Origin of the sequence: Hydrogenophaga intermedia (genome assembly GCF_000723405.1) — a bacterium.
Lineage (GTDB): Bacteria > Pseudomonadota > Gammaproteobacteria > Burkholderiales > Burkholderiaceae_C > Hydrogenophaga > Hydrogenophaga intermedia.
In genome coordinates this window covers 13,736-40,145 of the sequence record NZ_CCAE010000013.1, presented here as the reverse complement: position 1 = coordinate 40,145, position 26,410 = coordinate 13,736, and the positions used below count along the sequence as shown (strand labels likewise).

Below are 26,410 nucleotides of genomic sequence, written 5' to 3'. Positions count from 1 at the left end.
GGACACCCCCGCCGCGCTCTGCGCGACCCCCTCAAGGGGGCGGCACCCACGGCCCGGCAAAGCCGGTTCCGTGGTGCCCCTGGGTTTGACCCGTGGAATCGAGCCATGACTGAGTTGCGAAACGTCGACGCGGACATCTGGCAGTTTCGCAAGCGCGTCATCGTGATGGCGCTGGCGGTGCTGTTCGCCTTCGGGCTCATCGTCTCACGCATGGTCTGGCTGCAGGTGCACAAGCACGAGGAGTACATGGCCCAGGCCGAGAGCAACCGCACGGCGGTGCTGCCGGTGGTGCCCAACCGCGGCCAGATCGTCGACCGCGACGGCCGCGTGCTGGCCAGCAACTACTCGGCCTACACACTGGAACTCACGCCCTCGCTGATCGAGGACCTGGACGACACCATCAGCGGCCTGCGCGAGCTGGTCGACATCGGCCCACGCGACGAACGCCGCTTTCGCAAACTGCTCGAGGAGTCGCACCGCTTCGACTCGCTGCCCATCCGCACCCGCCTGAGCGACGAGGAGGTGGCCCGCTTCACCGCTCAGCGCTTCCGCTTTCCCGGCGTCGAGGTGCGCGCGCGCCTGCTGCGCCACTACCCCAACGGCGAAACGGCCAGCCACGTGATCGGCTACATCGGCCGCATCAATCAGCGCGAAAAGGAGCTCATCGCCGACTGGCCCGAGGAAGAGCAGGCCAATTACCGCGGCACCGAGTACATCGGCAAGCTGGGGGCCGAGCAGCAGCATGAGCAGTTGCTGCACGGCGCCACCGGCTTCGAGCGCGTGGAAACCTCGGCCGGCGGACGCGCGGTGCGCTCGCTCGCGGCCACGCCGCCCACGCCGGGCGACACCGTCGTGCTCACCATCGACGTCAAGCTGCAGCACCTGGTGGAGGCGCTGTATGGCGATCGGCGCGGCGCGCTGGTGGCCATCGACCCGCGCAACGGCGAGGTGCTGGCCTTCGTCTCCAAGCCCACCTTCGACCCCAACCTCTTCGTCGAGGGCATTGACGTGGAGAACTGGCGCGCCCTCAACGAGTCGCTCGACAAGCCGCTGCTCAACCGCGCCCTGCGCGGCACCTACCCACCGGGATCCACCTACAAGCCCTTCATGGCCATGGCCGCGCTGGAAACCGGCGCGCGCAAGGCCGAAACGGTCATCAACGACCCCGGCTACTGGATGCTGGGCAACCACCGCTTCCGCAGCCACGGCGACGGCGGGCTGGGCGCGGTGGACCTGCGCCGCAGCATCATCAAGTCGAGCAACGTCTACTACTACTCGCTGGCCAACGAGATGGGCGTGGACGCCATTCACGACTTCATGAAGCCCCTGGGCATCGGCCAGATCACCGGCATCGACCTCAAGGGCGAGGTGCGTGGCGTGCTGCCCAGCCAGGAGTGGAAGCGCAACACCTACAAGCGGCCCGACCAGCAGCGCTGGTACGCCGGCGAAACCATCTCGCTGGGCATCGGCCAGGGCTACAACAACTTCACCATGCTGCAGATGGCCAACGCCATGGCCACGCTGGCCAATGGCGGCGTCAAGCACGCGCCGCACCTGTCGCTGGCGCGGCGCAACCCGCTCACGGGGCAGGTCGACCCCCTGCCCGCGCCCCCCACCGAGAACCTGAACTTCAAGCCCGAGCACGTGCGCGCCGTGCTCAGCGCCATGCAGGCCGTCACCACCGAGGGCACCTCGGCGCGCGTGTTCTCGGGCGCCGGCTACACCAGCGGCGGCAAGACGGGCACGGCGCAGGCCGTCACCATCGGCCAGCGCGAGCGCTACGACGCCCGCAAGCTGGAAGAGCACCAGCGCGACCACTCGCTCTACCTGGCCTTCGCCCCGGCCGACGCGCCGCGCGTGGCCCTGGCGGTGATCGTGGAAAACGCCGGTTTTGGCGCCGCCGCGGCCGCCCCCATCGCGCGCCGGGTGTTCGACTACCTCCTGCTGGGCCAGTACCCCAGTGAGCAGGACATCGCGTCCGTGCAGTCGGGCGGCGGCGGCCCGCCGCAGGGCACGCCGCGCCAGGTCAGCGAAGTGCCGTGGCCACCCGCGCCCCTGGTGGCACCGCAGTAAGCCGGCCCGATCCGCCGCCGGGCCGCCCCAAGGCGGATCAGCCCCCTCGGGGGGGCAGCGACCCGCGCAGCGGCGGAGCGTGGGGGCTTCATTTCAGCCAGGCGTCGTACGTGGTCTTCAGTATGAGGGCCCCGACCACCACGATGAACACCCAGCGCACGAAGCCGCTGCCGTGCTTGAGCGCCAGACGCGTGCCGGCCAGGCTGCCCACCACGTTGGCCAGCGCCATCACCAGCGCATAGTGCCACCACACGTGGCCCTTGAGCGCGAACAGCAGCAGCGCCGCCAGGTTGGAGGCCGTATTCAGCAGCTTGGCGCTGGCGCTGGCGTGCAGGAAGTCGAAGCCCAGCCAGCGCACGAACAGGAAGACGAAGAAGCTGCCCGTGCCCGGGCCGAAGAAGCCGTCATAGAAGCCGATGACCGCACCCATCAGGCTGGCCGCCGCCGTCAGCCGCCGACCGGCGAAGGCCGGGTCGTGCGCGTGGCCCAGGTCCTTGCGCATCAACGTATAGGCCAGCACGGCGCCCAGCACGAAGGGCAACGCGCGGCGCAGGAAGTCGGGCGAGATCACCGTGACCGTCCAGGCCCCCGCCATCGCCCCGATGAAGGCCGCGCCCGCCGCCGGCAGCAACGAACGCCAGGGCATGTCCACCCGCCGCGCGTACTGCACCGTGGCCGCCGCCGTGCCCAGCACGGCCGCCCCCTTGTTGATGCCGAACAGCGTGGCCGGGTGGGTATTGGGGAAGACCGCGAACATCGCGGGCACGAGGATCAGCCCGCCCCCGCCCACGATCGAGTCCACGAAACCGGCCAGCAGCGAGGCCAGCGAGACAAGCAGCAAGTCCATAACGGCCGCGATTGTCGCCGCGCCCCAAAAAAGAAAGAGCCGACCTTTTGGGTCGGCTCTGTCGGGGGTGCCGGTGCGGCGTGTCCGGCGATGCCGGTACGGGATTGTCTCCTCGGTCTCCAACGTCCTGAATACCCTACCGAGCACCAGGCAATACAGGGACTGTAGCGGCTTGCACCGCCTGGGTGCATCCGGGGTTTCCCTTGCACCGGGCCGGTCCTGGCACAGGAAATGCACCACGCCGCGCACAACCACGTTGGGGGATTCGTATGCCAGACATCAGCGGCCCCGCCCTGGCGGCGCTGGACAGCCTTTCCGCCGCCGACACCGCCTGGGTGATGGTGAGCACCGCCCTGGTGCTGCTCATGACCCTGCCGGGCATTGGCCTGTTCTACGGCGGCATGGTGCGCCGCTTCAACGTCATCAACACCATGGCCAGCGTGATGGGCATCGCCGCCCTGGTCAGCGTCCTCTGGTTTGCGATCGCTTACTCACTGGCCTTCACACCTGGAGGCTCGTTCGGGGGATTCATCGGGGGGCTCTCGCGTGCCGGCTTCGCGGGGCTCGACCACCTGGGCCAAAGCGGTCAGGTGGCCGTGAGCCACATCGCGCCGCACTTGCCCGAGTCGGTGTTCGCCATGTTCCAGCTCAGTTTTGCGGTCATCACCTGCGCCCTGGTGGTGGGCGCCCTGGTGGAGCGCATGAAGTTCGGCGCCCTGCTCGCCTTCGCCGGCCTGTGGCTGCTGCTGGTCTACGCGCCCATTGCGCACTGGGTGTGGGAGCCCGGCGGCTGGCTGGCGCAACTCGGTGCGCTCGATTTCGCGGGCGGCGCGGTGGTGCACATCAACGCCGGCGCCGCCGCCCTGGTCTGCGCCTACGCGCTGGGCCCACGCCAGGGGTACGGGCGCGAGCCCTTCCTGCCCTTCAACCTGGGCCTCACCATGGCCGGCACCGGCCTGCTGTGGGTGGGCTGGTTCGGCTTCAACGGCGGCTCCGCCCTGGCGGCCGATGGCCGCGCGGGGCTGGCCATCGCGGTCACGCACATCGCCGCCGCCGCCGGCGCGCTGGCCTGGATGGCGGCCGAGTGGTGGGCCCGCAAGCGCGCGACGCTGCTGGGGCTGTGCTCGGGCGTGGTGGCGGGCCTGGTGGCCATCACTCCGGCCGCCGGCTTCGTGGGCCCGCGCTCGGCCCTGCTCATCGGTGTGGTGGCTGGCTTCGCCTGCTACTGGGGTGCCACCGGCCTCAAACGCCTGCTGCGCGCCGACGACTCGCTCGATGTCTTCGGCGTGCACGGCGTGGGCGGCCTGGTGGGCGCTTTGCTCACCGGCGTGCTGGCCGACCCGGCGATCTCGGGGCTGGAGGGCAGCCTGCTCACCCAGCTGATTGCCTGTGTGGCAGTCCTGGCCTACAGCCTGGTGATGACCACGGTGGTGCTCTTCATCGTCTCGCGCTTCGCGGGCTTGCGGGTGCGCGCGGACGACGAGCGCCAGGGGCTGGACGCGTCCCTGCACAACGAGCGCCTGGGCGGCTGAGCGGCTGGGAGCGGGCAGGAGCATGAGCAACACCAGTGAGCTGTTCGCCATCGCGGCGCACCTGCACGTGCTGCTGCGGCGCAGGACCGGGCGCGTCACCGACACCGAGTGGCTCGCGACCAACGTGGAGTACGCGCGCGCCATCGTGCGCTTCACGCGCGAAAAGGCCGCCGCCGACGGGCACGTGGACCTGCTGCCCTGGGCAGACAAGCTGGAAGCGGCCATCGTCAACATGGGGGCCGCGCCGCGCAAGACCATGCTGGACGTGGCGGCCGAGGCGCTGCGTGCGGCAGCGCCTCCCGCGTCGGCACCGCCCCCGAGCGAGGAACACAAGTACGTCGGCGGTCTGCGCTGAGGCTGGACGAGGGCCTCAGGCGTGCGCGCGGATCCAGCGCGCCGCCTTCTCCGCGATCATCAACGTGGGGCTGTTGGTGTTGCCACTGGTGATGGTGGGCATGACGCCCGCGTCCACCACGCGCAGGCCTTTCACGCCGATCACGCGCAGGTGGCTGTCCACCACGGCCATGTCGTCGTCCGCGCGACCCATCTTCGTGGTGCCCACGGGGTGGAAGATGGTGCTGGCGATGTCACCGGCCAGGCGGGCAAGCTCCTCGTCGCTCTGGTACTGCGGGCCGGGCTTGAACTCCTCGGGCTTGAAGGGCGCCAGCGCAGGCTGCGCCACGATGCGACGCGTCACGCGCAGGCTGTCGGCGGCCACGCGGCGGTCTTCATCGGTGGCCAGGTACAGCGGCGCGATGGCGGGCGCGGCCTCGGGGTCGGCGCCGGTGATGCGCACGTGGCCGCGGCTGGTGGGGTTGAGGTTGCACACGCTCGCGGTGAAGGCGGGGAAGGCGTGCAAGGGTTCGCCGAAGGCGTCCAGGCTCAGCGGTTGCACGTGGTACTCCAGGTTCGCGTGCGGCTGGTCGGGCGAGCTGCGCGTGAAGGCGCCGAGCTGGCTGGGCGACATGCTCATGGGCCCGCTGCGCGACAGCGCGTACTCCAGGCCGATGCGGGCCTTGCCCCACAAGGAACTGGCCAGCACGTTGAGCGTGGGCGCACCCTGCACCTTGTAGACGGCGCGGATCTGCAGGTGGTCCTGCAGGTTCTCGCCCACACCCTTCAGTTCGTGTTGCACGTCGATGCCGTGTTGGCGCAGCAGCCCGGCGGGGCCCACGCCCGAGCGCTGCAGAATCGCGGGCGAGCCGATGCTGCCCGCACTGAGCACCACCTCCCCCGTGGCGTTCACGGTGAGGCGCTCACCGCCGCGGCGCAGCTCGGCGCCGGTGCAGCGCGGCGCGCCGCTGGCATCGCGTTCGAACCGCAGGCGCTCGGTCAGCGTCTCGGTCCACACCGTGAGGTTGGGTCGTCGCTGCACCGGGCGCAGAAAGGCCTTGGACGCGTTCCAGCGCCAGCCCGCCTTCTGGTTCACCTCGAAATAGCCCACGCCCTCGTTGTCGCCGGTGTTGAAGTCGGGCGTGGCAGGTACACCGGCCTGCTGCGCAGCGGCCGCGAAAGCATCGAGGATGTCCCAGCGCAGGCGCTGCTTCTCCACGCGCCATTCGCCGGTGCTGCCACGGCGGCCGTTGCCGTGCAGCGCGGCGAACGCCGGGTCGTGCGCGGCGTCCAGGCGGTAGTGGTCCTCGTGCGCGGTGAAGTCGGGCAGGCAGGCGTCCCAACGCCAGGCGTCGTCGCCGGTGGCCTCGGCCCAGTGCTCGTAGTCGCGCCGCTGGCCGCGCATGTAGATCATGCCGTTGATGCTGGAGCAGCCGCCCAGGGTCTTGCCGCGCGGGTAGCGCAGGCGCCTGCCATTGAGGCCGGGGTCGGGCTCGGTCTGGTAGAGCCAGTCGGTGCGCGGGTTGCCGATGCAGTAGAGGTAGCCCACCGGGATGTGGATCCAGTGGTAGTCGTCCTTGCGGCCGGCCTCCACCAGCAGCACGCGCTTCGTCGGGTCGGCGCTCAGGCGGTTGGCCAGCAGGCAACCGGCCGTGCCGGCACCGATGACGATGAAGTCGAAGGTGGTGTCGCTCATGCCTTGTCTCGCGATCCTTGTTGTGCTACCGGAGAGGACGCCGAGGCGGCCGAGGATCCGGCTTTGCCGGTCCTCAGGCTGCGTCCCCCCTCCGGGGGGAAGCGCCGAAGGCGCGCAGGGGGGAGCCTATTTCGCCGTCGGCATGACGAACTCCGCTCCCTTGCCGATGCTTTCGGGCCAGCGCTGCATGATGCTCTTCTGCTTCGTGTAGAAGCGCACGCCCTCCTCGCCATACGCGTGCATGTCGCCGAACAGGCTTTTCTTCCAGCCGCCGAAGCCCTGCCAGGCCATGGGCACGGGAATGGGCACGTTGATGCCCACCATGCCCACCTGGATGCGCCGCGCGAACTCGCGCGCCACGTTGCCGTCGCGCGTGAAGCAGGAGACGCCGTTGCCGAACTCGTGGTCGTTGATGATCTGCACCGCCTGCGCGAAGTCGGGCACGCGCACGCAGCTCAGCACGGGGCCGAAGATCTCTTCCTTGTAGATCTTCATGTCGGTGCTGACGTGGTCGAACAGGGTGCCGCCCATCCAGAAGCCCTTGTCGCAGCCCTTGCCGGTCGATGCGCCATCGAAGCCGCGGCCGTCCACCAGCAGCTTCGCGCCTTCCTTCGCGCCCGCGTCGATGTAGCCGCTGATGCGCTGGTGCGCGGCGGCCGTGACGATGGGGCCCATCTCGGCCGCGAGGTTCATGCCGTCCAGCACCTTGAGCGTCTTCGTGCGTTCGATCAGCTTGGGCATGATCTTCTCGGCCACGTCGCCCACCAGCACGGCCACGCTGATGGCCATGCAACGCTCGCCCGCGCTGCCGTAGGCGCTGCCGATGAGCGCGTCCACCGCCTGGTCGAGGTCGGCGTCGGGCATCACCACCATGTGGTTCTTGGCGCCGCCCAGGGCCTGCACGCGCTTGCCGTGGTGCGCACCGGTTTCGTAGATGTAGTTGGCGATGGGCGTGGAGCCGACGAAGCTGATGGCCTTCACGTCGGGGTGCACCAGCAGCGCATCCACTGCCTCCTTGTCGCCCTGCACCACGTTGAACACGCCATCGGGCAGGCCGGCCCGCTTGAGGAGCTCGCCCATGAACAGCGAGGCCGAGGGGTCGATGGGGCTGGGCTTGAGCACGAAGCAGTTGCCCGCGGCGATGGCCACCGGGAACATCCACATGGGCACCATCACCGGGAAGTTGAAGGGCGTGATGCCCGCCACCACACCCAGCGGCTGGCGCAGGGTCCAGTTATCCATGCCGGTGGACACCTGGTCGGTGAAGTCGCCCTTGAGCAACTGCGGAATGCCGCAAGCGAACTCGATGATGTCGATGCCGCGCGCGACCTCGCCCTGCGCGTCGGTGAACACCTTGCCGTGCTCGCTGGTGATCAGCTTCGCCAGATCGTCCTTGTGCTGGTTCACGAGTTCGAGGAACTTGAACATCACCCGCGCGCGGCGGATCGGCGGCGTGTCGGCCCACGCAGGGAAAGCGGCTTGCGCGGCGGCCACGGCGGCGTCCACGTCGGCCGCGTTGGCCAGCGCCACGCGGCCGGTGACGCCGCCGGTGGCGGGGTTGGTCACGTCCTGCACACGCGCGGACGAGCCGGCCGCGACGCGGCCGCCGATGAAGTGGGCGATGGAAGTGGGGTTCGTGGTCATGGCGGCGGTCCCTGCGGTCAAAAGCCAATCGAGAGGCGGTCCGCCACTCTAGGCAGTGGGCCCCGTTCTGCCTAGGCTACAGACTTGAACGCATTGTTTGCCATGGTGAACAATGTAGCCATGAGTCTGGAAAAAGTCGAACATCTCTGGTCGCACCTGCATTGGCTCACCGTGCTGGCGCAGCACGGCAGCTACACGGCGGCGGCGCAGCGCCTGGGCGTGAGCAAGGCCGCCATGAGCCAGCACATCAGCGAACTTGAACGCGCGGCCGGCGTGCCTTTGGTGCAGCGCACCACGCGCAGCGTGCGCCTGACCGAGGCCGGCCAGCGCCTGGTCGATGGCCTGCGCGAGCCCTTCGAGCGCATCGCGCAAGGCTTCGCCAGCGTGCGCGATCTGGCCGAGGTGCCCGCGGGCCTGGTACGTGTGACGGCACCCGTGGCCTTCGCACGGCAGCAACTCGTGCCGCGCATCGCCGAGTTCCTGCGCGAGCACCCCGGCATCCGCATCGAGCTCGACCTGTCCGACCGCCTGAGCTCGCTGGCCACCGAAGGCTTCGACCTCGCCATCCGCCACACCGCCGCGCCGCCCGACACGCACGTGGCCTGGACGCTGTGCCGCACGCGCTCGGTGCTGGTGGCCAGCCGCGCCTACTTGCGCCGCTGGGGCACCCCAGCCGCGCCGCAGGACCTGACGGGCCACGACTGCCTGCACTACCCGCGCGCGCAGGACACGCCGGCCTGGCACTTCCTGCCCGCCGAAGGGCGCCGCAAGACCAGCGCCCCACGCATCACTGTGGCGGTGGCCGGGCCGTTCGGCGCCAACAACAGCGAGGCCCTGCGCGAGGCGGCCCTCGCCGGCCTGGGCATTGCGCTGTTGCCGGACTTCAGTGCGCAGGCCGCGCTGCGCGCCGGCAAGCTGGTGGAGGTGCTGCCGGACTGGCAAGCGGTTGGCACCTTCAGCGACCACCTCTACGCCATCCGGCCGTACGCCAGCCATGTGCCGCGCGCGGTGTCGGTGTTCGTGGCGTGGTTGCGCGAGGCGCTGGCGGAGGGTTTTCCGCTGCGGCCATGAGTTTTCATATAGCAACCGAGGCGGCGTCCATAGATGTTTTCGTCATAAACAACCAAAAACGTATTCGTTCCTTGTTCGCCGGCTTCTCGTGAACATCGCGGCCTTGTCGCTGACCCTTGTCGCTGACACCAGCGCCGCCCTTCACCCGACCGCACAAGGAACCAACCATGAACACCCGCCGCCACCTGCTGACCTCCCTGGGCGCCGCCGCCCTCACCCTCACGCTGGGCGCCGCCCAGGCCCAGGCGCCCGCGCCCGTGACCCTGCTCAACGTCAGCTACGACCCCACGCGCGAGCTCTACGTCGAGTACAACGCCGCCTTTGCCAAACACTGGAAGGCCAAGACCGGTCAGGACGTGACCATCAAGCAGTCGCACGGCGGCTCGGGCCGCCAGGCGCGTTCCATCATCGACGGCCTGGACGCCGACGTGGCCACCCTGGCCCTGGCCGGCGACACCGACGCCCTGCACACCAACGGCCAGTGGGTGCCCAAGGACTGGCAGAAGCGCCTGCCGCAGAACAGCTCGCCCTACACCTCCACCATCGTGCTGGTGGTTCGCGCCGGGAACCCCAGGAACATCAAGGACTGGGACGACCTGATCCGCCCCGACGTCAAGGTCATCACGCCCAACCCCAAGACCTCGGGCGGCGCGCGCTGGAACTACCTGGCCGCCTGGGAGTTCGCCAAGCGCAAGTACGGCGGCGACGAGAAAGCCAAGGAATTCGTGGCCAAGCTTTACGCCAACGTGCCCGTGCTGGACACCGGCGCGCGCGGCTCATCCGTCACCTTCGCGCAGCGCAACCAGGGCGACGTGTTCATCAGCTGGGAAAACGAGGCCTACCTGCTGGAGAAGGAGTTCGGCAACAAGGTGGACTTCGTCTACCCCTCCCTGTCCATCCTGGCCGAGCCGGCCGTGACCGTGGTCGACAAGAACGTGGACAAGAAAGGCACGCGCGCCGTGGCCCAGGCCTACCTGGAGTTCCTCTACACCGAGGAGGCGCAGGACATCATCGGCAAGCACTTCTATCGTCCTCGCTCCGAGAAGGCCCAGGCCAAGTACGCCAAGCAGTTGCCCAAGCTCAACCTGTTCACCATCGACGCCGCGTTCGGCGGCTGGGACCAGGCGGCCAAGGTGCACTTCGCCGACGGCGGCAGCTTCGACCAGATCTACACCCGCAAGTAGGTCTTCGCAGGGGAGCGACAATCCTCGCGCCGTTGAAGGCCCACATCAACCAACGAGGAGATCCCCCCATGCCCAAGGCTTACTGGATGGCCACCTACCGATCGATCAGCGACCCTGCCGCTCTGGCGGCCTATGCCCAACTGGCGGGGCCGGCCCTGCAGGCGTTTGGCGCGCGCTTTCTGGCGCGCGGCATGCCCGCGCAGGTGTACGAGGCGGCCGTGCAGCAGCGCGCCGTGCTGATCGAGTTCGACAGCGTGGACCAAGCCATTGCGGCACACGACAGCCCCGCCTATCAGGAGGCGCTGCAGGCCCTGGGCGACGGCGCCGAGCGCGACATCCGCATCATCGAAGCCATCGCCTGAGCGTCGACCGGCGGCCGGTGGCCGCCGTTTCTTATGCCGTCCCGGCATGAAGAAACAAGAAAACTGTCGTTTGCTTTTGTGAAGGGCACTTCCAGAATGCCCGTCCTGCCCCTGGACACCAAGAGTTTTCGACCATGAACACCGCACTGCGCACCACCGTCGCCGCCCTCGGGCTGGCCCTCAGCACCCTGGCCTCGGCCCAGAGCACCACACTGCTCAACGTCTCGTATGACGTGGCGCGCGAGTTCTACAAGGACATCAACACCGCCTTCGTGGAGCAGCAGAAGAAGGCCGGCAAGACCGTGGTGGTGAACCAGTCGCACGCGGGCTCCAGCGCCCAGGCGCGCGCCGTGGCCGACGGCCTGGAGGCCGACGTGGTCACCATGAACACCACCACCGACGTCGACTTCCTCGCCGACAAGGGCGTGGTCGCCAAGGACTGGCGCCAGAAATTCCCGAACAATGCCGCGCCCACCACGTCCACCATGCTGTTCCTGGTGCGCAACGGCAACCCCAAGAACATCAAGGACTGGGACGACCTGATCAAGCCCGGCGTGCAGGTGGTGGTGGTCAACCCCAAGACCGGCGGCAACGGCCGCTACGCCTACCTGGCGGCCTGGGGCCAGGTGCGCGCCAAGGGCGGCACCGACGCACAGGCCGCCGAGTTCGTGAAGAAGCTCTACGCCAACGTGCCGGTGCTGGCGCGCGGCGGGCGTGACGCCACCGGCACTTTCCTGCAGCGCAACGTGGGCGACGTGCTGATCACCTTCGAATCCGAGGTGGTGTCGGTGGACCGCGAGTTCGGCACCGGCAAGGTCGACGCCATCCACCCGAGCGCGAGCATCGTGGCCGAGAACCCGGTGGCCATCGTCGAGCGCACGGTGAACAAGAAGGGCACGGCCGCCGACGCCAAGGCCTACCTCGATTTCCTCTACACCGAACAGGGCCAGGAGATCGCGGCGAAGCACAACATCCGCCCGCGTTCCGAGGCGGTGCTCAAGAAGCACGCCGACGTGTTCAAACCCGTCAAGCTGTTCACCGTCGAGCAGTACTTCGGCTCCTTCGCCGAGGCGCAGAAGACCCACTTCAACGACGGCGGCAAGTTCGACCAGCTCTACACGGTCCGCTGAGCCATGACCGCCGCCTCGCTGCCCCTCGCGGCAGCACCCGGCGCGCGGCGCCCCGCGCGCCGGGTGCTGCCGGGCTTCAACATCACCCTGGGCTACACGTTGCTCTACCTGAGCCTGATCGTGCTGATCCCGTTGTCGGCACTGGTCTTCAAGACGCTGTCGCTGACCTGGCCGCAGTTCTGGGAGGCCGTGGCCTCGCCGCGTGTGCTGGCCTCTTACCGCCTGACCTTTGGCGCCTCGCTGATCGCGGCGCTGGTGAACGTGGTGTTCGGCTTGCTGGTGGCCTGGGTGCTGGTGCGCTACAGCTTTCCGGGCAAGAAGATCGTCGATGCGTTGGTGGACCTGCCCTTCGCGCTGCCAACGGCCGTGGCCGGCATCTCGCTCACCGCGCTTCTGGCCGACAACGGCTGGGTCGGCCAGTACTTCGCGCCGCTGGGCATCCAGCTCGCCTTCAACCCCAACGGCGTGGTCATCGCGCTCATCTTCATTGGCCTGCCCTTCGTGGTGCGCACGGTGCAGCCGGTGCTGGAAGACACCGAGAAGGAACTGGAAGAAGCCGCCAGCAGCCTGGGTGCCACGCGCTGGCAGATCTTCTGGCGCGTGATCTTCCCGAGCATCGCGCCGGCGCTGCTCACGGGTTTCGCCATGGCCTTCGCTCGCGCCGTGGGTGAGTACGGCTCGGTGATCTTCATCGCCGGCAATATGCCCATGGTGTCGGAGATCACGCCGCTGATCATCATCTCCAAGCTGGAGCAGTACGACTACGCGGGCGCCACCGCCGTGGCCACCGTCATGCTGCTCATCTCCTTCATCCTGCTGCTGGTCATCAACGGCCTGCAGGCCTGGCAGCGCCAGCGCAGCGGCGGAGCCATGGCATGAGCGTTGTACGAACCGAGGCGCCCTGGGTGCGCCGCACGCTCATCGCCATCGCCCTGGTCTTCATGGCGCTGTTCCTGGTGTTGCCGCTGGCCGCGGTGTTCACCGAGGCGCTGCGCAAGGGCTGGGAAGCCTACTGGGAGGCGCTGAAGGAGCCCGATGCCTGGGCCGCCATCCGCCTGACGCTGATCACCGCCGCCGTGGCCGTGCCGCTGAACCTGGTGTTCGGCGTGGCCGCGGCCTGGGCGGTGGCCAAGTTCGAATTCCGTGGCAAGGCCTTCCTCACCACGCTGATCGACCTGCCGTTCTCGGTGTCACCGGTGGTGGCGGGCCTGATCTACGTGCTGGTGTTCGGCGCGCAGGGCTGGCTGGGCCCCTGGCTGGCCGAGCACGACATCAAGATCGTCTTCGCCGTGCCCGGCATCATCCTGGCCACCGTCTTCGTCACCTTCCCTTTCATCGCGCGTGAACTCATTCCGCTGATGCAGGCGCAGGGCAACGAGGAGGAGCAGGCCGCGCAGGTGCTGGGCGCGACCGGCTGGCAGACCTTCTGGCACGTGACGCTGCCCAACATCAAGTGGGGCCTGATCTACGGCGTGATCCTGTGCAACGCGCGCGCCATGGGCGAGTTCGGCGCGGTCTCGGTGGTCTCGGGCCACATCCGCGGCCAGACCAACACCATGCCGCTGCACGTGGAGGTCCTCTACAACGAGTACCAGTCGGTCGCGGCCTTCGCCGTGGCTTCGCTGCTGGCGCTGCTGGCACTCGTCACCCTCGTCATCAAGACGGTCGCCGAATGGCGCATGGAGCGCGAACTCAAGGCCCTGGCCGAACTGCCGCCCGAGCGGCCGCGCCATGACACCGCCGTCGCCGCAGGAGCAAAAGCATGAGCATCAACGTCCAGAACATCTCCAAGCACTTCGGCACCTTCCACGCGCTGGACAACATCCAGCTCGACATCGAAAGCGGCGAACTGCTGGCCCTGCTGGGCCCCTCGGGCTGCGGCAAGACCACGCTGCTGCGCATCATCGCGGGCCTGGAAACGGCCGACGCCGGCCAGATCGTGATCAGCGGCGAGGACAGCACGCACGTGCACGTGCGCGAGCGCAACGTGGGCTTCGTGTTCCAGCACTACGCGCTGTTCCGCCACATGACGGTGGCCGACAACGTGGCCTTCGGCCTGCGCGTGAAGCCGCGCGGCGAACGTCCGAGCGAGAAGCAGATCCAGGCCAAGGTGCACGAGCTGCTCAAGCTGGTGCAGCTCGACTGGCTGGCCGAGCGCTACCCCGCGCAACTCTCGGGCGGCCAGCGCCAGCGCATTGCCCTGGCGCGCGCGCTGGCGGTGGAGCCCAAGGTGCTGCTGCTCGACGAGCCCTTCGGCGCGCTCGACGCGCAGGTGCGCAAGGAGTTGCGCCGCTGGCTGCGCCGCCTGCACGACGAGCTGCACGTCACCAGCATCTTCGTCACGCACGACCAGGAAGAGGCCCTGGAAGTGGCCGACCGCGTGGTGCTGATGAACCACGGCAAGATCGAACAGGTGGGTTCGCCGCGCGAGGTGTGGGAACACCCGGCCACACCCTTCGTGGCGCGCTTCCTGGGCGGTGTGCCACTCGTGGGCGACGGCACGCGCCCGCTGCGCCCCCACGAGCTGGAGGTGCAGCGCCTGCTGCCCGGCGCCGACACCACGGGCGCCGTGGTGGCCACGCTGCGCCGCGCGCTGGTGCTCGACCCGGTGGTGCGGCTCGAACTGGAGTGCACCTCGGGCGGACACGACCTGATCGAGGCCCGCCTGGGCACGGCGCAGTTCCAGTCCCTGGGACTGCGCGAGGGGGACACGGTGCTGGTCTCGCCGCGTGCCACCCTGGTCGCCGCGGACCCGGCCCTGGCCTGAGTCCGTACGCCCGGCTGGCGCGGCGCGGGAACCCCGCTGTCGTCAAACGGTCATCCAGGGGCACCAGCATCACCGCGCCCCATGGACCACAGCCTCGCCCGACGTCTGCGCCGCGCCGCCATCCGCCAGGAACGGCTGTGGCGCGCGCACGGCCTGGGCGGCTCGCACGATCCGGATGAAACCGCGCCGCTGCGGCTCACCCTGACCGAGTTGTTGAACCTTCACGGCGAGGCCTCGCTGCCGGTGCTGGTGATGGTGCTTTCGCTGTTTACCCTCATCCCGGTGGGCGGGGCGGGCTGGTTCGTCAGCTTCTTCATCGTGGCGCTCGGCTGGTACTGGGCACGCGGCCACGAGCGCGTGGCCCTGCCCGGTGCCCTGGGCGGCTTCACCCTGAACGAACTCTGGTCGCGCCGCAGCCTGCATGGCCTGGCCTGGCTCTACGCCCTGGCCGACCGCTGGCTGAGCCCGCGCTGGCAGGCCTGGCGGCACGATCGCACGCGCGGCTGGTGGGGCCTGTGGATTGCGGTGATGGCCTTCATCATCTTCCTGCCCCTGCCCTTCGGCAACGTGTTGCCCAGCGCCAGCCTGGTGCTGCTGGGCCTGGGTTGGTTGTTCCGCGACGGCCTGGCCCTGGCCGTGTCCACCGTGACGGGCGCCGCCGCGATCGCCTACACCGTGGCCTTCGGCCAGCTCGCGATCGACCTGGTGCAGCGCGGCTGGGCCTGGCTGTTCTCCACCTGATGCTGTCACGGGCGGCCCCTAGAATCGCCCGAGACCCGCAGCACAGGCCCGATGAACAACCCGCCCCTGGACGACTGTCCGCTCTACGTGGACCTCGACGGCTCGCTCACGCCGAGCGACACCCTGCACGAGTCCGTCGTGCTATTCGCGCGCCGCCACCCCATGAACCTGCTGCGCATGGTGGGCTGGCTGCCGCGCGGCAAGGCCGGCTTCAAGCGCGCGCTGGCCGACGCCGTGCTGCCGGAGCCCGAGCAGTTGCCCTGGCGCGCCGACTTCATCGGCTTCCTGCGCAGCGAACACGCCCGCGGCCGCACGCTGGTGCTGGCCACCGCAGCCGACGCGCGCATCGCGCGGCGCGTGGCCGACCACCTGGGCGTGTTCAGCGCCGTGCTGGCCACCGAGGACGGTGGCCCCAACCTGAGCCGCGCCAACAAGCGCGAGGCCATCGCCGCGCACGCGCGCGCCCTCGGCCACGAGCGCTGGGCCTACGCCGGCAACAGCGCGGACGACCTGGACGTGTGGGCCGGCAGCGCACAGGCTGTGGCGGTGAACGCACCAGCCGGCGTGCTGCGGCGCCTGCAGGCCACCCACGCGCCCGCGCAGGTGTTCGAGCACCAGCCACTGACCCTCAAGACCGTGCTGCGCGCGATTCGCCTCAAGCAGTGGTCCAAGAACGGCCTGCTGTTCGTTCCACTGCTGGCCGCGCACACCACCATCCCCTCGCTGTGGTTCACGCTGTTCGTGGCCTTCGTCGCCTTCGGGCTCTGCGCCTCGGCCACCTACCTCGTCAACGACCTGCTGGACCTGCCCAACGACCGCGCGCACCGCCTCAAGCGCCTGCGGCCGCTGGCGGCGGGCACCATGGGCATCGCGTCCGCCGTGGCCATCGGCATGGGCATGATCCTCACCGCCTTCGCGCTGGCCGTCTGGGTAGGCGGCGCATTCACTGCCGCGCTGCTGCTCTACACCGCGCTCACGCTGGGCTACTCGCTGCGCTGGAAGCGCATCCCGCTGTTCGACGTACTGCTGCTGGCCACGCTGTACACGCTGCGCATTGGTGCTGGCGCGTTGGCGGGGCACGTCGACCTGTCCAACTGGCTGCTGGCCATCTCCATCTTCCTGTTCCTGAGCCTGGCGCTGGTGAAGCGCTGCGCCGAGCTGGAAGAAGCGGTGGAAGCCCACCACGCGCCCGCGCCCGGCCGCGGTTACCAGCCGCGCGACCTGGCCACCCTGCGCACCATGGGCATGACCAGCGGCTTCATGTCGGTGCTGGTGCTCACGCTCTACATCGACTCGCCCAACAGCCGCGCGCTCTACGGCCAACCCGACTGGCTGTGGGCCGCCGCGCCGGTGCTGTTGCTGTGGGTGATGCGCATCTGGTTCAAGACCGGCCGGCGCGAGCTCTACGGCGAAGACCCACTGGCCTTCGCATTGAAGGACCCCTTCAGTTGGGCCACGCTGCTCATCATGGGCGGCATCGGCGTGGCCGCCACCATCGGCTGGCAACCCCATCTATGAAAACCCTTGCCCTGCTGCTCGCGCTGGTTTGCGTGCTCATGTCCTCGGCGGCCCAGCTCGCCATGAAGCGCGGCCTGGGCCCCGGCGGCGCCGATGTGGCCGGCACCTACGCGCACGCCTTCACCAGCCCCATGGTCTGGCTGGGCCTGATGCTCTACGGCGCCAGCGCGGTGCTGTGGCTGTGGGTGCTGTCGCGGCTGGACGTGTCCCTGGCCTACCCGCTGGTGAGCCTGGGCTTTGTCGTCACCATGCTGCTGGGCGTGCTGTGGTTGGGCGAGCCGTTCTCGTGGCTGCGCGTGGCGGGCTGCACCTTGATCGTGGTCGGCGTGAGCCTGCTGGCCCTGGAAACCCGCCTGTGAAAGCCGACAGCAACTCCCTCGCGGCCGCACGCCGCGTCTTCTGGCTGGCCTTTGGCCTGACGCTGCTGCTCAAGCTGTTCCTGGCCGCGGTGTTCCCCTTCACCGGCGACGAGGCCTTTTTCTACCAATGGGGCGCGCACCCGGCCTTGCACTACTCGGACCACCCGCCACTGGTGGGTTGGCTGATCGCGCTGCTGCGCACCATCGGCGGCGACGTGCCCCTGGTGCTGCGCAGCGTCACGCTGCTGGTGACCAGCGCCATCGCCCTGCTGGTGGTGGACCTGCTGCGCCGCCTGCTGCCCGAAGAACGCGAGGCCCAGGCCTGGCTCGCCGGGGCGGTGTACCTGGCGCTGCCGTGGAGCTGGCTGTTCGTGCTGGTGACCACCGACACGCCGCTGATCCTGTTCATGGCGCTGTCGTTCTGGGCCTATGTTCGAGCGGACACCAGCGAACGCGGCACGGGCTGGTACCTGTTCAGCGGCGCCTTGCTGGGCGCGGCCTTCTTCGGCAAATATTTCGCGGCGCTGCTGGGCTTCGCCTACGCGGCCCACGCCTGGGGCTGGCGACGCGAGCGATGGTGGGCGCCGCTGCTGGTCTTCGTGGCCGCCTTGCCGGCCATCGCCGCCAACCTCTACCTGAACGCCACGCACGGCTGGAGCCACGTGATGTTCAACGTCTTCAACCGCAACGAGGCATCGGAATGGTCCATCGAGACCTTCCTCACCTACGTGGGCATGGCGCTGTACCTGGTGACGCCGTGGTGGCTGTGGCGCGCCGCGCGCTCGCGGGTGCCCGAAGGCGTGCGCGCGACCACGCGCACCACGCTCGCGGTGCTGTTGATTTTCCCCTTCGTGGTGTTCGCGCTGCTGGCCACGCGCCGCACCATCGGCCTGCACTGGGTGCTGGGCTTCGTGCCGGTGTTCGCCGTGTGGGCCGGCCTGCGCTGCGACGTGCGCCCCCTGCGCCGGCTGCTGGGCTACACGGTCGCGCTGTCGCTGCCGCACCTGGTGGTGGTGCTGGCGGTGGTGCTGAGCCCCGTGTCGTGGTGGGCCACAACCAAGTGGGCCGACCGCATCGTGTTCCTGCGCGACAACCCCGGCGTGGTGGCCGCGTTGCGCCAGGGCCTGCCCGCCAACGGCACGCTCATGGCGCACGCCTACAACCCGGCGGCCATGCTGGCCTTCCGCCACGGGCAGTACGTGCCGGTGTTCGGCCCCGGCCGCCACCACGCGCGGCAGGACGACCAGATCGTCGACTTCCGCCGCTACGACGGCCAGCCGGTCCGCGTGTTCCAGTACGACGAGCCGGACCTCTCTGTGTACGCACCCTACTTCGAGCGCGTGAGCAAGCAGGCCTTCGTGGTGGATGGCGCGCAGTTCTGGTTCGTCGATGGCGAGGGCTTCCGCTTCGCGCCCTACCGCGAAAACGTGCTCGCGGCCGTGGCGCGCGATTTCCACGACATCCCGCGCTGGCTGCCCGTGCTGGGCAACCCGTTCTGCGAGCGCTACGGCTTCAAGGAATGCTCGCCGGGGCGGTGAGCGCAGTTTCACCGAGGAACGGCGCGATGTTGGCCATTGCGCGTTCCACGTACGGCTCTTTCTCGCCCACCGGCGCCACGTAGTGCAGGGCGCCGCGCGCGGCCTCCTCGTCCACCAGGCGTGCGATGAGCCAGGCCGCGAGGTACTGGGAGGCCAGGCAGCCACCCGCCGTGGCCACGTTGCCGTGCGCCACGAAAGGCTGTTCCAGCACGCGCACGCCAGCCTCCTCGACCCAGGGTTTCGTCGTGAGGTCGGTGCAGGCGGGCACGTCGCCCAGCAGGCCCAGCTTCGCCAGCACCAGGGTGCCCGAGCATTGCGCCCCCAGCAACTGGCGCGACGGGTCGAGTTGCAGTTGCGCCATCAGTTCGGCATCGGCCACCACCTCGCGGGTCTTGATGCCGCTGCCGACGATCACCGCGTCGGCAGCGCTGACCGCCCGCAGGTCCGCCTGGGCCTCCATCACCACGCCGTTCATGGAGCGCACGCGCGGCGCCGGGCAGGCGATGGAGACGCGCCAATCGGGCCGCTTGATGCGATTGAGGATGCCGAGCGCGATCAGGGAGTCGAGTTCGTTGAAGCCGTCGAAGGTGAGGATGGCGATGTGCATGGCGGCGATGTCCGTGGGGGGCAGGCCATGCTAGGGCGCCACGGCGCGCGCGAAGGGGCCGCTGGCGGCGCCGCGCCAGGGGCCACGCGCACTCAGTCGAACAGCGCCGTGTAGCGCCGCTGCATCTCCTCGGGCGTCACGTCCTCTATGGAGTGCCCGAGCAGCCAGCGGTGGCCGAAGGGGCAACGCACCACACCACTGCGCTCGCCGTAGAAGGCGTCGCTGGCCTCTCGCTCCAGCGTGGCGCCGGCGGCCACGGCCTGGGCGAGCATGGCGTCGGCATCGTCCACGTGCAGGTGGATGGTGACCGGCGTGGCCCCCAGGCTGCTGGCACTGCGGATGCCGACCTCGGGGAATTCGTCGCACAGCATCACGGTGTGGGGTCCGAAGGCGAGTTCGGCGTGGCCGATGCGGCCGGAGGGTTCGACCAGGCGAAATTTCTCGGTGGCGCCGAAGGCTTTGCCGTAGAAGTCGATGGCGGCGTTGGTGTCGTGCACGCAGAGGTAGGCGTAGGCTTCGTCGATGCGCATGGGGCAACTCCCGGTGAAACGATGAGGCGCACTGTGCCGGCTGCGGCGCGTGGCGTATAGAAGAAATTGTTCGCGCCACCGGCTCAGCCCCGGCTGGGCGGTACCAGCGGCAGGTGATTGGGCTCGTCGGGCGCGAGCGCGCGAAAGCGCCCGGGCGTGAGGCCGGCCATGGCGCGGAACTCACGGATGAAGTGCGACTGGTCGCTGTAGCCCAGCGTGTTCGCCAGCTCGGCGGGTGGGAGGGCTTCGCGGGCCGCGAGCGCCTTCACCGCCGCCTGGAAGCGGCGCACGCGCAGCCAGGCCTTCGGGTTGAGTCCGGAGGCCTGACGGAATTGCAGTTCGAAGCGGCGGTGGCTCAAGCCGCTGGCGCGCACGGCCGCACCCACCGAGGGCGATTGCCCCAGCAGCCGCGCCAGCGCACTGGCCTGCCCCGGCACCGGCGGGCGACGCGCGAGCAGCCAGGCCTCGAACAGAGCGAGTCGCGCGTCCACGGTCGCGGCCTCCACCAGCCGCGCTCGCAGATGCCGGGCCTCGGCCCCCAGCAGGGCCTCCAGCGGCACGTGGCGGCCGGCGATGGCGTCCGCGTCCAGCCCGAACAGCCACTGCGCAGCGCCCGGCAACAGCGTGGCCCCCACGCTGGCCGAGCGCGCGTGCAGGCGCTTGAGGTAGGGCGCGGTGCGCGCGCCCGCGAGCACGGCGTTCGCCAGGGCATCGCCCTGCGCGTCGTCGGGTGAGCGCAGCAGGCGCACGGGCGACTCGTCGAGCCGCAGCACCAGGTGCATGAAGCCGCTGGGCAGCAGGCGCTCGATGCGCGCCTGCGACTCGCCCACGGGTTCGGCCGCGCAACTCCAGACCTCGCGCACGAAGGGGCGCAGCAACGGGTGGGGTGCGCGGCGCCGGTTCATGCGAACTTCAGTCGTTGGGCGCCGTCATTCACCCACCTCGAAGCGCACGCGCGGCGCCACCGCGCACAGCGATTCGTAGGCGATGGTGCCGGCCGCGTGAGCGACCTCGTCCACCGGCAACTGGGCGCCGTTGCCAGCGCGGCCCCACAGCACCACCTCGCTGCCGATGCCGGCGCTGGGCACCGGCGTGAGGTCCACGGTGATCATGTCCATGCTTACGCGGCCCAGGGTGCGCGTGCGCACGCCATCCACCAGCACCGGCGTGCCGCTGGGGGCGTGGCGCGGGTAGCCGTCGGCGTAGCCGCAGGCGATGACGCCGATGCGCATCGCCTCGCTGGCGGTGAACGTGGAGCCATAGCCCACGGTGTCGCCAGTCTGCAGTTGCTGCACACCGATCACGCGCGTGGACAGCGTCATGGTGGGTAGCAGGCCCCAGTGTGCGGCGCTGTGTTCGGGGAAATCGGGCGCGCTGCCATAGAGCGCGATGCCCTCGCGCACCCAGTCGGCCGCGAGCGAGCCCGCCCCGCGCAGGGCCCCGCGCGCGTGGCGCAGGATGGCCGCGCTGTTGGCCAGCGTGCGCTCACCGGGCAGATCGTCGGTGGCTTGCTCGAACAGCGCCACCTGGTGCGCGATACCGCGCGGGCCATCGGCGTCGCTGAAATGCGTCATGTGGCCGATCTCCTCGACCTGCGGCAGCGCATTGAGCCGCGCCCAGGCCGCACGGTAGGCCGTGGGCGTGAAGCCCAGGCGGTTCATGCCGCTGTTGAGCTTGAGAAACACCTTGTGGGGCTGCTGCGTCTTGTGCGCAGCCAGCCAGTCGATCTGCTCGGTGCAGTGCACCGTGTGCCACAGGTTCAGGCGCGAGCACAACTCCAGGTCGCGCGCCTCGAAGGCGCCTTCCAGCAGCAGGATGGGGCCGCGCCAGTCGAGCGCGCGCAGGCGCTCGGCCTCGTCGAAGTCGAGCAGCGCGAAGCCGTCAGCGCCGCGCAGGCCCTCGTATGCGCGCTCGATGCCGTGACCATAGGCATTGGCCTTGACGACGGCCCACACGCGGGCGTCAGGCGCGCGCTCACGCGCGATGTCGAGGTTGTGGCGCAGGGCGCCGGTGTGCACGGTGGCCAGGATGGGGCGGGGCATGGCGTGAGAATTGTCAAGCGGCGCTGCCCGGACCGAGCAACGGGGTGGCGTACCGGTGGCGCTGCCGCACGCGCGTGCTATAACCCGCGCCACCTCACTGGAGACAAGCCCCGAACTGTCGCACAAACGAGTGAGGCTTCCGTCCGTGGGGCGCTTCATCCTGGCAGCCAAGCACACCGATTCATCGCCATGAAGCGCGGCTTCTACACCATCATGACGGCGCAGTTCTTCAGCTCGCTGGCTGACAACGCGCTGTTCGTCGCCGCCATCGAACTGCTGCGCCAGCGCAACGCGCACGAATGGCAAAGCGCGGCGCTGGTGCCCATGTTCGCGCTGTTCTACGTGCTGCTGGCGCCCTTCGTGGGCGCTTTTGCCGACGCGCGTCCCAAGGGCCAGGTCATGTTCATCAGCAACGCCATCAAGGTGGTGGGCTGCCTGCTGATGTTGGTGGGCGTGCACCCACTGCTGGCCTACACCCTGGTGGGCCTGGGCGCGGCGTCGTACTCGCCGGCCAAGTACGGCATCCTCACCGAGCTGCTGCCGCCCTCGCAACTGGTCAAGGCCAATGGCTGGATCGAGGGCCTCACCATCGCCTCCATCATCCTGGGCGTGCTGCTGGGCGGCCAGCTCGTGGGGCCCACGATGTCGGCCTGGCTCGTCGAGCTGCGCATTCCCGGCATCCACCACGGCCCCGACGCCGCCATCGCCATGCTGGTAGGCCTCTACGTGATCGCCGCGGTGTTCAACCTGCGCATCCCGCTCACCGGCGTGACGCCGCGCCCCATGCCACGCAACCCGCTGGTGCTGCTGCCCGACTTCTGGACCTGCAACATGCGCCTCTGGCGCGACCACCTGGGCCAGATCTCGCTGTCCACCACCACGCTGTTCTGGGGTGTCAGTGGCAACCTGCGCTACATCGTGCTGGCCTGGGCCGCGGTGGCGCTGGGTTACAGCACCTCTAAGGCGTCGGCGCTGGTGGGCGTGGTGGCGCTGGGCACGGCCGAGGGGGCGGTCGTGGCTTCCATGCGCATGCGGCTCGACCAGGCCACCAAGGTCATCCCCCTGGGCGTCGCCATGGGCCTGCTGGTGGTGCTGATGAACTTCATCGACAACGTCTGGCTGGCCGCGCCCTTCCTGGTGCTGCTGGGCGGCCTGGGCGGCTTCCTGGTGGTGCCCATGAACGCGCTGCTGCAGCACCGGGGCCACAACCTCATGGGCGCGGGCCGCTCCATCGCGGTGCAGAACTTCAATGAGCAGGCCTGCATCCTGGGCCTGGGCGCGCTCTACACGGCGTCCACCGGCGCGGGGCTGTCGGCCTTCGCGGCCATCACGGCCTTCGGCCTGCTGGTGGCCGGCACCATGGCCCTCATCGGCTGGTGGCACAAGCGCAACCAGCGCGTGCACGGGCACGAGATCGAACGCTTGCTCGAGATCGCCCGCCGCGACGACTTGCACGGCTGAGCGCCGCGCTCAGAAACTGCCGACGTTGGTCGGCGCGAAGCCGTTGAGGCTCACCAGCCGGTGCTGCGCGAGCACCTTGTACAGGTCGGCCTCGCTCACCGAGCGCGAGAGATAGGCGTCAGCGCCGGCCAGGCCGGCCTTCATGCGCTCCATGCTGCCCGCGCTGGGCGCGAACAGGATCACCGTGGCCGCACCCTTGGGGCCCTTGGCCTGCTTGGCCCAGCGGCACACCTGGAAAGCGTCGGGCTCGCCACTCAGGCGGTCGATGACGACCAGGCGGTACGGGTGCGCCTTGAGCATGGCCTGCACCTGCGCGGGCTCGCGGCACCAGTCCATCGACAACTCGTACTTGCGGAAGCGCTTGAGCAGGATGCGGCCCTCCACCAGGCTCTGCCCGACCAGCAAGGCGTCGCCACGCGCCACCTCGGGCACGGACGCGTCGCCCTGGCGCAGGCGGGAGGGCAGGCGGGAGTTGCGCGCGCGCGGCGCCGGCGGCGCGACGTTGAGCAGGTCCTCGAGGTCGGCGAAGTCGGTGGCGCCGCGCAGGGGGATGCTGACCGTACCGGCGCGGGCCGTGGCGGGGGCTGCCTGGGCTGGCGCGGGCGCTTCGGGCGGCCGGGCCGGAGCCGGCGCGGCGGATGGCAGGGGCGCGGGCCAGTTGCCGACGGCCCCCGCCGCCGCGGACAGGGCAACGCCCTGCCCCGCGTCTGCCGGCGCGCCCGACTCGACCGCCATGCCCGCCGCGCGCGCGATCATGGCCAGCGCCTCTTCGCGCGTCATGGGCCGCGTGGGCGGGAACTCGGTTTCGGGAGAACGGCGCCGCGCGCGGGCCGAGGGCGGCAGGGGCGCGATCGGCTGCGGCTTGCCGCTGGCCAGGCGCATGCTGGCCTGCAGGCCGTGCAGTTGAGAGGCCTTGAAGGGCTCGGTGTCCGCAACACCCGGCGACAGCGGTGCCGCCATGGCCGCCGCCGCGCGCGCCGTGCGCAGGCCCACGAGGGCGTCCAGCGAACCCAGCAAGGAGACCAGGCGCACCGGCTTGCGCTCCACCGGCCAGCCGGTGTCGGCGTCGTGCGCGCCGATCAACAGCACCCGCCCGGGCAAGGTGGCGTTGCGCACCAAGGCCACGGCCTGCGCGTTATCGGCGTTGACGAGCAACAACTGCGCGTCGAGCACCTCCTCTTGCACCCGATAGGCCGGTGGCCGCCGCGCGGCGAGCCGGAAGAACGATTCGAAGGTGGCGCTTTCGCTCTGGGAGAACCCCACGAGCGCCACGGTGTAGGCAGCCTCCATTACCCGCTCCACGCCCCACGACACGTTTTGAAACCCTTTGGGGGCCGGCGCAGTATGGCGTGCCACCGGGGTTTTGGGTGGGGAATGCGGCGCCGCTCGTGCCGCCATGTGAAGATTCTGTCGCGCGCCAGACACTGCGCGCCCACCCAGGAACCCGTTCAGGAGCCCACGTCATGTCCAGCGTCTACGACTTCGAAGCCCAGACCATCAACGGTCAGCCCGCGCCCCTGAGCCACTACAGGGGCCAGGTGATGCTCATCGTCAACACCGCCAGCGCCTGCGGCTTCACGCCCCAGTTCGCGGGGCTGGAAGAGCTGCACAAGACCTATGGCCCGCGCGGCCTCGCGGTGCTGGGTTTCCCCTGCAACCAGTTCGGATCGCAGGACCCGGGCAGCAACGAGGAGATTGCCGGTTTCTGCCAGCTCAATTACGGCGTGAGCTTCCCGATGATGGCCAAGATCGACGTCAACGGCGCCGAGGCCCACCCGCTGTACCGCTGGCTCACGGCCGAAGCCCCGGGCCTGCTGGGCAGCAAAGCCATCAAGTGGAACTTCACCAAGTTCCTGGTCGGCAAGGACGGGCAGGTGATCAAGCGCTACGCGCCGCAGGACGCGCCGGCGAAGCTGGCGGGGGACATCGAGGCGGCGCTGGCGGGGTGAGTCACCTGCGCCGTGCGGCTGCGGGGCCGGCATGCACTGCCCCCGCACACGGTCCGCGGTCAGATCTCCACACCACTGGATGAGCGGGTGCTTGAACTCTCGAATTGCTCTTGGCCAGCATCCGGAAAAAGATACGCGCCCCGCTCATCCTTCGGGTAGTTGGCGTCATCGAGCATCTTTTCGGTGACTAGATGACTGGCGATGCACTGCCTCGCAACGGCCGCCTTGCATACGTCGAGCTTGTCCCGGTTGTCGGTCTCGTAGTAGCCCGGCAGATGCATCTCCCCCTGCTGCCGCCTACCCCCCACTGCAGGGAAGATGCCAGGTTGACCGTTCACCTGGACTGCGTTGAATTCGTCCTGTGTGATGGTGCCGGCATCCAGCAGCTCCTGCAGACCGGCCATGGCGCACTGGTTCAGAACGGCGGAGGGCTGCGTTTCGCCGCTGCTCCATGCCGAAGCGATGCGATCGAACACCCGAGCCTCCGCCTCAACCCTTTTTTGTTTGAGAGGTTTCCTGCTCTCCTCGATTTGCCGGTCCGCGTAAGCCGCCTCTCTCTTCTCCTGTGCCACCTGATCCGCGTAGTGGCGCTCCATCGCCAAGTGGGGAATCTTCTTGCGTGCGTCCATTCGTTGGCGATGCAAGGGCCTGATCCACTTCATGTGGTCGCCGTCGAGGTGAAAGGTGTCATGCACCAGTCTCGCCGGCGCCACCACCAACGCATTGCCGAGGCCCACGCACACGACGTTGTGCGCGACATCCCCCGCGTCGCGCAGCGCCCCTTTGATCCACGATTCTTTTCTGAGGGCTTTGGTGTACCGGGTGTCGATGTTCTTGATCACGGCGGGGATTCCTTTCGTCCAATGGGGTGTGAGGGGAAGTGCCTGGAAGGCGCCACGGCAACTCGATGAACACGAGCGGAGGGCGGCGGCAAGCTGTGCTGAGTCACCGGCCCCCACTCACCGTTCCCGGGCATCCCGAAGGTCGAGGTGGCGCAGTGCCTGGGCTGAGAACCAAGACCATCAC

General features: G+C 69.3%; 25 protein-coding genes. 16 read left to right on the top strand and 9 right to left on the bottom strand.

Annotated elements, in window-relative coordinates; all coding sequences use genetic code 11:
- Window positions 1-105: 105 nt before the first annotated feature.
- Window positions 106-2,073 (top strand): penicillin-binding protein 2, encoded by a 1,968-nt coding sequence (gene mrdA / locus BN948_RS10335; RefSeq protein WP_009519395.1) that lies wholly within the window; start codon window positions 106-108, stop codon window positions 2,071-2,073.
- Between the two features lie 88 nt (window positions 2,074-2,161).
- Here the strand turns inward: mrdA and BN948_RS10330 are convergent, their stop codons facing one another.
- A complete protein-coding gene (locus BN948_RS10330; RefSeq protein WP_009519396.1) occupies window positions 2,162-2,920 on the bottom strand; it encodes a sulfite exporter TauE/SafE family protein in 759 nt (252 codons plus the stop codon).
- Between the two features lie 269 nt (window positions 2,921-3,189).
- On the opposite strand from BN948_RS10330, the gene BN948_RS10325 reads away from it, so the two are divergent.
- On the top strand, window positions 3,190-4,452 hold the full coding sequence (locus BN948_RS10325; RefSeq protein ID WP_009519397.1) for an ammonium transporter: 1,263 nt from the start codon (window positions 3,190-3,192) through the stop codon (window positions 4,450-4,452).
- A 22-nt stretch (window positions 4,453-4,474) separates the two neighbouring features.
- On the top strand, window positions 4,475-4,807 hold the full coding sequence (locus BN948_RS10320; RefSeq protein WP_009519398.1) for a hypothetical protein: 333 nt from the start codon (window positions 4,475-4,477) through the stop codon (window positions 4,805-4,807).
- Window positions 4,808-4,822: 15 nt separating this feature from the next.
- Here BN948_RS10320 and BN948_RS10315 read toward each other — a convergent pair whose 3' ends face one another.
- The gene (locus BN948_RS10315) at window positions 4,823-6,481 is read right to left on the bottom strand and encodes a GMC family oxidoreductase (RefSeq protein WP_009519399.1); all 1,659 of its coding nucleotides are present in this window, start codon (window positions 6,479-6,481) and stop codon (window positions 4,823-4,825) included.
- 126 nt (window positions 6,482-6,607) lie between these two features.
- The gene (locus BN948_RS10310; protein ID WP_009519400.1) at window positions 6,608-8,125 is read right to left on the bottom strand and encodes a CoA-acylating methylmalonate-semialdehyde dehydrogenase; all 1,518 of its coding nucleotides are present in this window, start codon (window positions 8,123-8,125) and stop codon (window positions 6,608-6,610) included.
- A 120-nt stretch (window positions 8,126-8,245) separates the two neighbouring features.
- On the opposite strand from BN948_RS10310, the gene BN948_RS10305 reads away from it, so the two are divergent.
- From BN948_RS10305 to BN948_RS10255, 11 genes are all read left to right on the top strand, one after another.
- Complete coding sequence (locus BN948_RS10305) at window positions 8,246-9,196, top strand: LysR family transcriptional regulator (RefSeq protein WP_035621575.1); 951 nt, start codon at window positions 8,246-8,248, stop codon at window positions 9,194-9,196.
- Between the two features lie 167 nt (window positions 9,197-9,363).
- The gene (locus BN948_RS10300) at window positions 9,364-10,380 is read left to right on the top strand and encodes a sulfate ABC transporter substrate-binding protein (RefSeq protein WP_009519402.1); all 1,017 of its coding nucleotides are present in this window, start codon (window positions 9,364-9,366) and stop codon (window positions 10,378-10,380) included.
- 68 nt (window positions 10,381-10,448) lie between these two features.
- Window positions 10,449-10,742, top strand: a complete 294-nt coding sequence (locus BN948_RS10295) for a DUF1330 domain-containing protein (RefSeq protein WP_009519403.1) — start codon at window positions 10,449-10,451, stop codon at window positions 10,740-10,742.
- Window positions 10,743-10,876: 134 nt separating this feature from the next.
- Window positions 10,877-11,872: a sulfate ABC transporter substrate-binding protein gene (locus tag BN948_RS10290; RefSeq protein ID WP_009519404.1), complete on the top strand. Its 996-nt coding sequence runs from the start codon at window positions 10,877-10,879 to the stop codon at window positions 11,870-11,872.
- 3 nt (window positions 11,873-11,875) lie between these two features.
- On the top strand, window positions 11,876-12,751 hold the full coding sequence (gene cysT / locus BN948_RS10285) for a sulfate ABC transporter permease subunit CysT (RefSeq protein WP_009519405.1): 876 nt from the start codon (window positions 11,876-11,878) through the stop codon (window positions 12,749-12,751).
- Window positions 12,748-13,638: a sulfate ABC transporter permease subunit CysW gene (cysW, locus tag BN948_RS10280; protein ID WP_009519406.1), complete on the top strand. Its 891-nt coding sequence runs from the start codon at window positions 12,748-12,750 to the stop codon at window positions 13,636-13,638. The genes cysT and cysW overlap by 4 nt, the downstream gene beginning before the upstream one ends.
- The gene (locus BN948_RS10275) at window positions 13,635-14,639 is read left to right on the top strand and encodes a sulfate/molybdate ABC transporter ATP-binding protein (RefSeq protein ID WP_009519407.1); all 1,005 of its coding nucleotides are present in this window, start codon (window positions 13,635-13,637) and stop codon (window positions 14,637-14,639) included. The genes cysW and BN948_RS10275 overlap by 4 nt, the downstream gene beginning before the upstream one ends.
- 81 nt (window positions 14,640-14,720) lie before the next feature.
- A complete protein-coding gene (locus BN948_RS10270; RefSeq protein WP_009519408.1) occupies window positions 14,721-15,380 on the top strand; it encodes an exopolysaccharide biosynthesis protein in 660 nt (219 codons plus the stop codon).
- A 51-nt stretch (window positions 15,381-15,431) separates the two neighbouring features.
- A complete protein-coding gene (locus BN948_RS10265; protein WP_009519409.1) occupies window positions 15,432-16,898 on the top strand; it encodes a UbiA family prenyltransferase in 1,467 nt (488 codons plus the stop codon).
- On the top strand, window positions 16,895-17,257 hold the full coding sequence (locus BN948_RS10260) for a DMT family transporter (RefSeq protein WP_009519410.1): 363 nt from the start codon (window positions 16,895-16,897) through the stop codon (window positions 17,255-17,257). The genes BN948_RS10265 and BN948_RS10260 overlap by 4 nt, the downstream gene beginning before the upstream one ends.
- On the top strand, window positions 17,254-18,795 hold the full coding sequence (locus BN948_RS10255) for an ArnT family glycosyltransferase (RefSeq protein WP_009519411.1): 1,542 nt from the start codon (window positions 17,254-17,256) through the stop codon (window positions 18,793-18,795). Before BN948_RS10260 ends, BN948_RS10255 begins: the two co-directional genes overlap by 4 nt.
- Here BN948_RS10255 and BN948_RS10250 read toward each other — a convergent pair.
- The 4 genes from BN948_RS10250 to alr form a co-directional block, all read right to left on the bottom strand.
- The gene (locus tag BN948_RS10250; protein ID WP_009519412.1) at window positions 18,770-19,402 is read right to left on the bottom strand and encodes a DJ-1/PfpI family protein; all 633 of its coding nucleotides are present in this window, start codon (window positions 19,400-19,402) and stop codon (window positions 18,770-18,772) included. The genes BN948_RS10255 and BN948_RS10250 overlap by 26 nt on opposite strands.
- A gap of 92 nt (window positions 19,403-19,494) precedes the next feature.
- Complete coding sequence (locus tag BN948_RS10245; RefSeq protein ID WP_009519420.1) at window positions 19,495-19,932, bottom strand: VOC family protein; 438 nt, start codon at window positions 19,930-19,932, stop codon at window positions 19,495-19,497.
- Between the two features lie 83 nt (window positions 19,933-20,015).
- On the bottom strand, window positions 20,016-20,837 hold the full coding sequence (locus BN948_RS10240) for an AraC family transcriptional regulator (protein ID WP_009519421.1): 822 nt from the start codon (window positions 20,835-20,837) through the stop codon (window positions 20,016-20,018).
- 24 nt (window positions 20,838-20,861) lie between these two features.
- A complete protein-coding gene (gene alr, locus BN948_RS10235) occupies window positions 20,862-21,974 on the bottom strand; it encodes an alanine racemase (RefSeq protein ID WP_009519422.1) in 1,113 nt (370 codons plus the stop codon).
- A gap of 189 nt (window positions 21,975-22,163) precedes the next feature.
- On the opposite strand from alr, the gene lplT reads away from it, so the two are divergent.
- Complete coding sequence (lplT, locus tag BN948_RS10230) at window positions 22,164-23,435, top strand: lysophospholipid transporter LplT (RefSeq protein ID WP_009519423.1); 1,272 nt, start codon at window positions 22,164-22,166, stop codon at window positions 23,433-23,435.
- 9 nt (window positions 23,436-23,444) lie between these two features.
- Here the strand turns inward: lplT and BN948_RS10225 are convergent, their stop codons facing one another.
- Window positions 23,445-24,725, bottom strand: a complete 1,281-nt coding sequence (locus BN948_RS10225; protein ID WP_009519424.1) for a PleD family two-component system response regulator — start codon at window positions 24,723-24,725, stop codon at window positions 23,445-23,447.
- Window positions 24,726-24,898: 173 nt separating this feature from the next.
- Between BN948_RS10225 and BN948_RS10220 the strand changes: the two genes are divergently transcribed.
- Window positions 24,899-25,384 (top strand): glutathione peroxidase, encoded by a 486-nt coding sequence (locus BN948_RS10220; RefSeq protein ID WP_009519425.1) that lies wholly within the window; start codon window positions 24,899-24,901, stop codon window positions 25,382-25,384.
- 59 nt (window positions 25,385-25,443) lie between these two features.
- On the opposite strand, the gene BN948_RS10215 is transcribed toward BN948_RS10220, so the two are convergent.
- Window positions 25,444-26,226, bottom strand: a complete 783-nt coding sequence (locus tag BN948_RS10215) for a hypothetical protein (protein ID WP_009519426.1) — start codon at window positions 26,224-26,226, stop codon at window positions 25,444-25,446.
- Window positions 26,227-26,410: the final 184 nt, after the last annotated feature.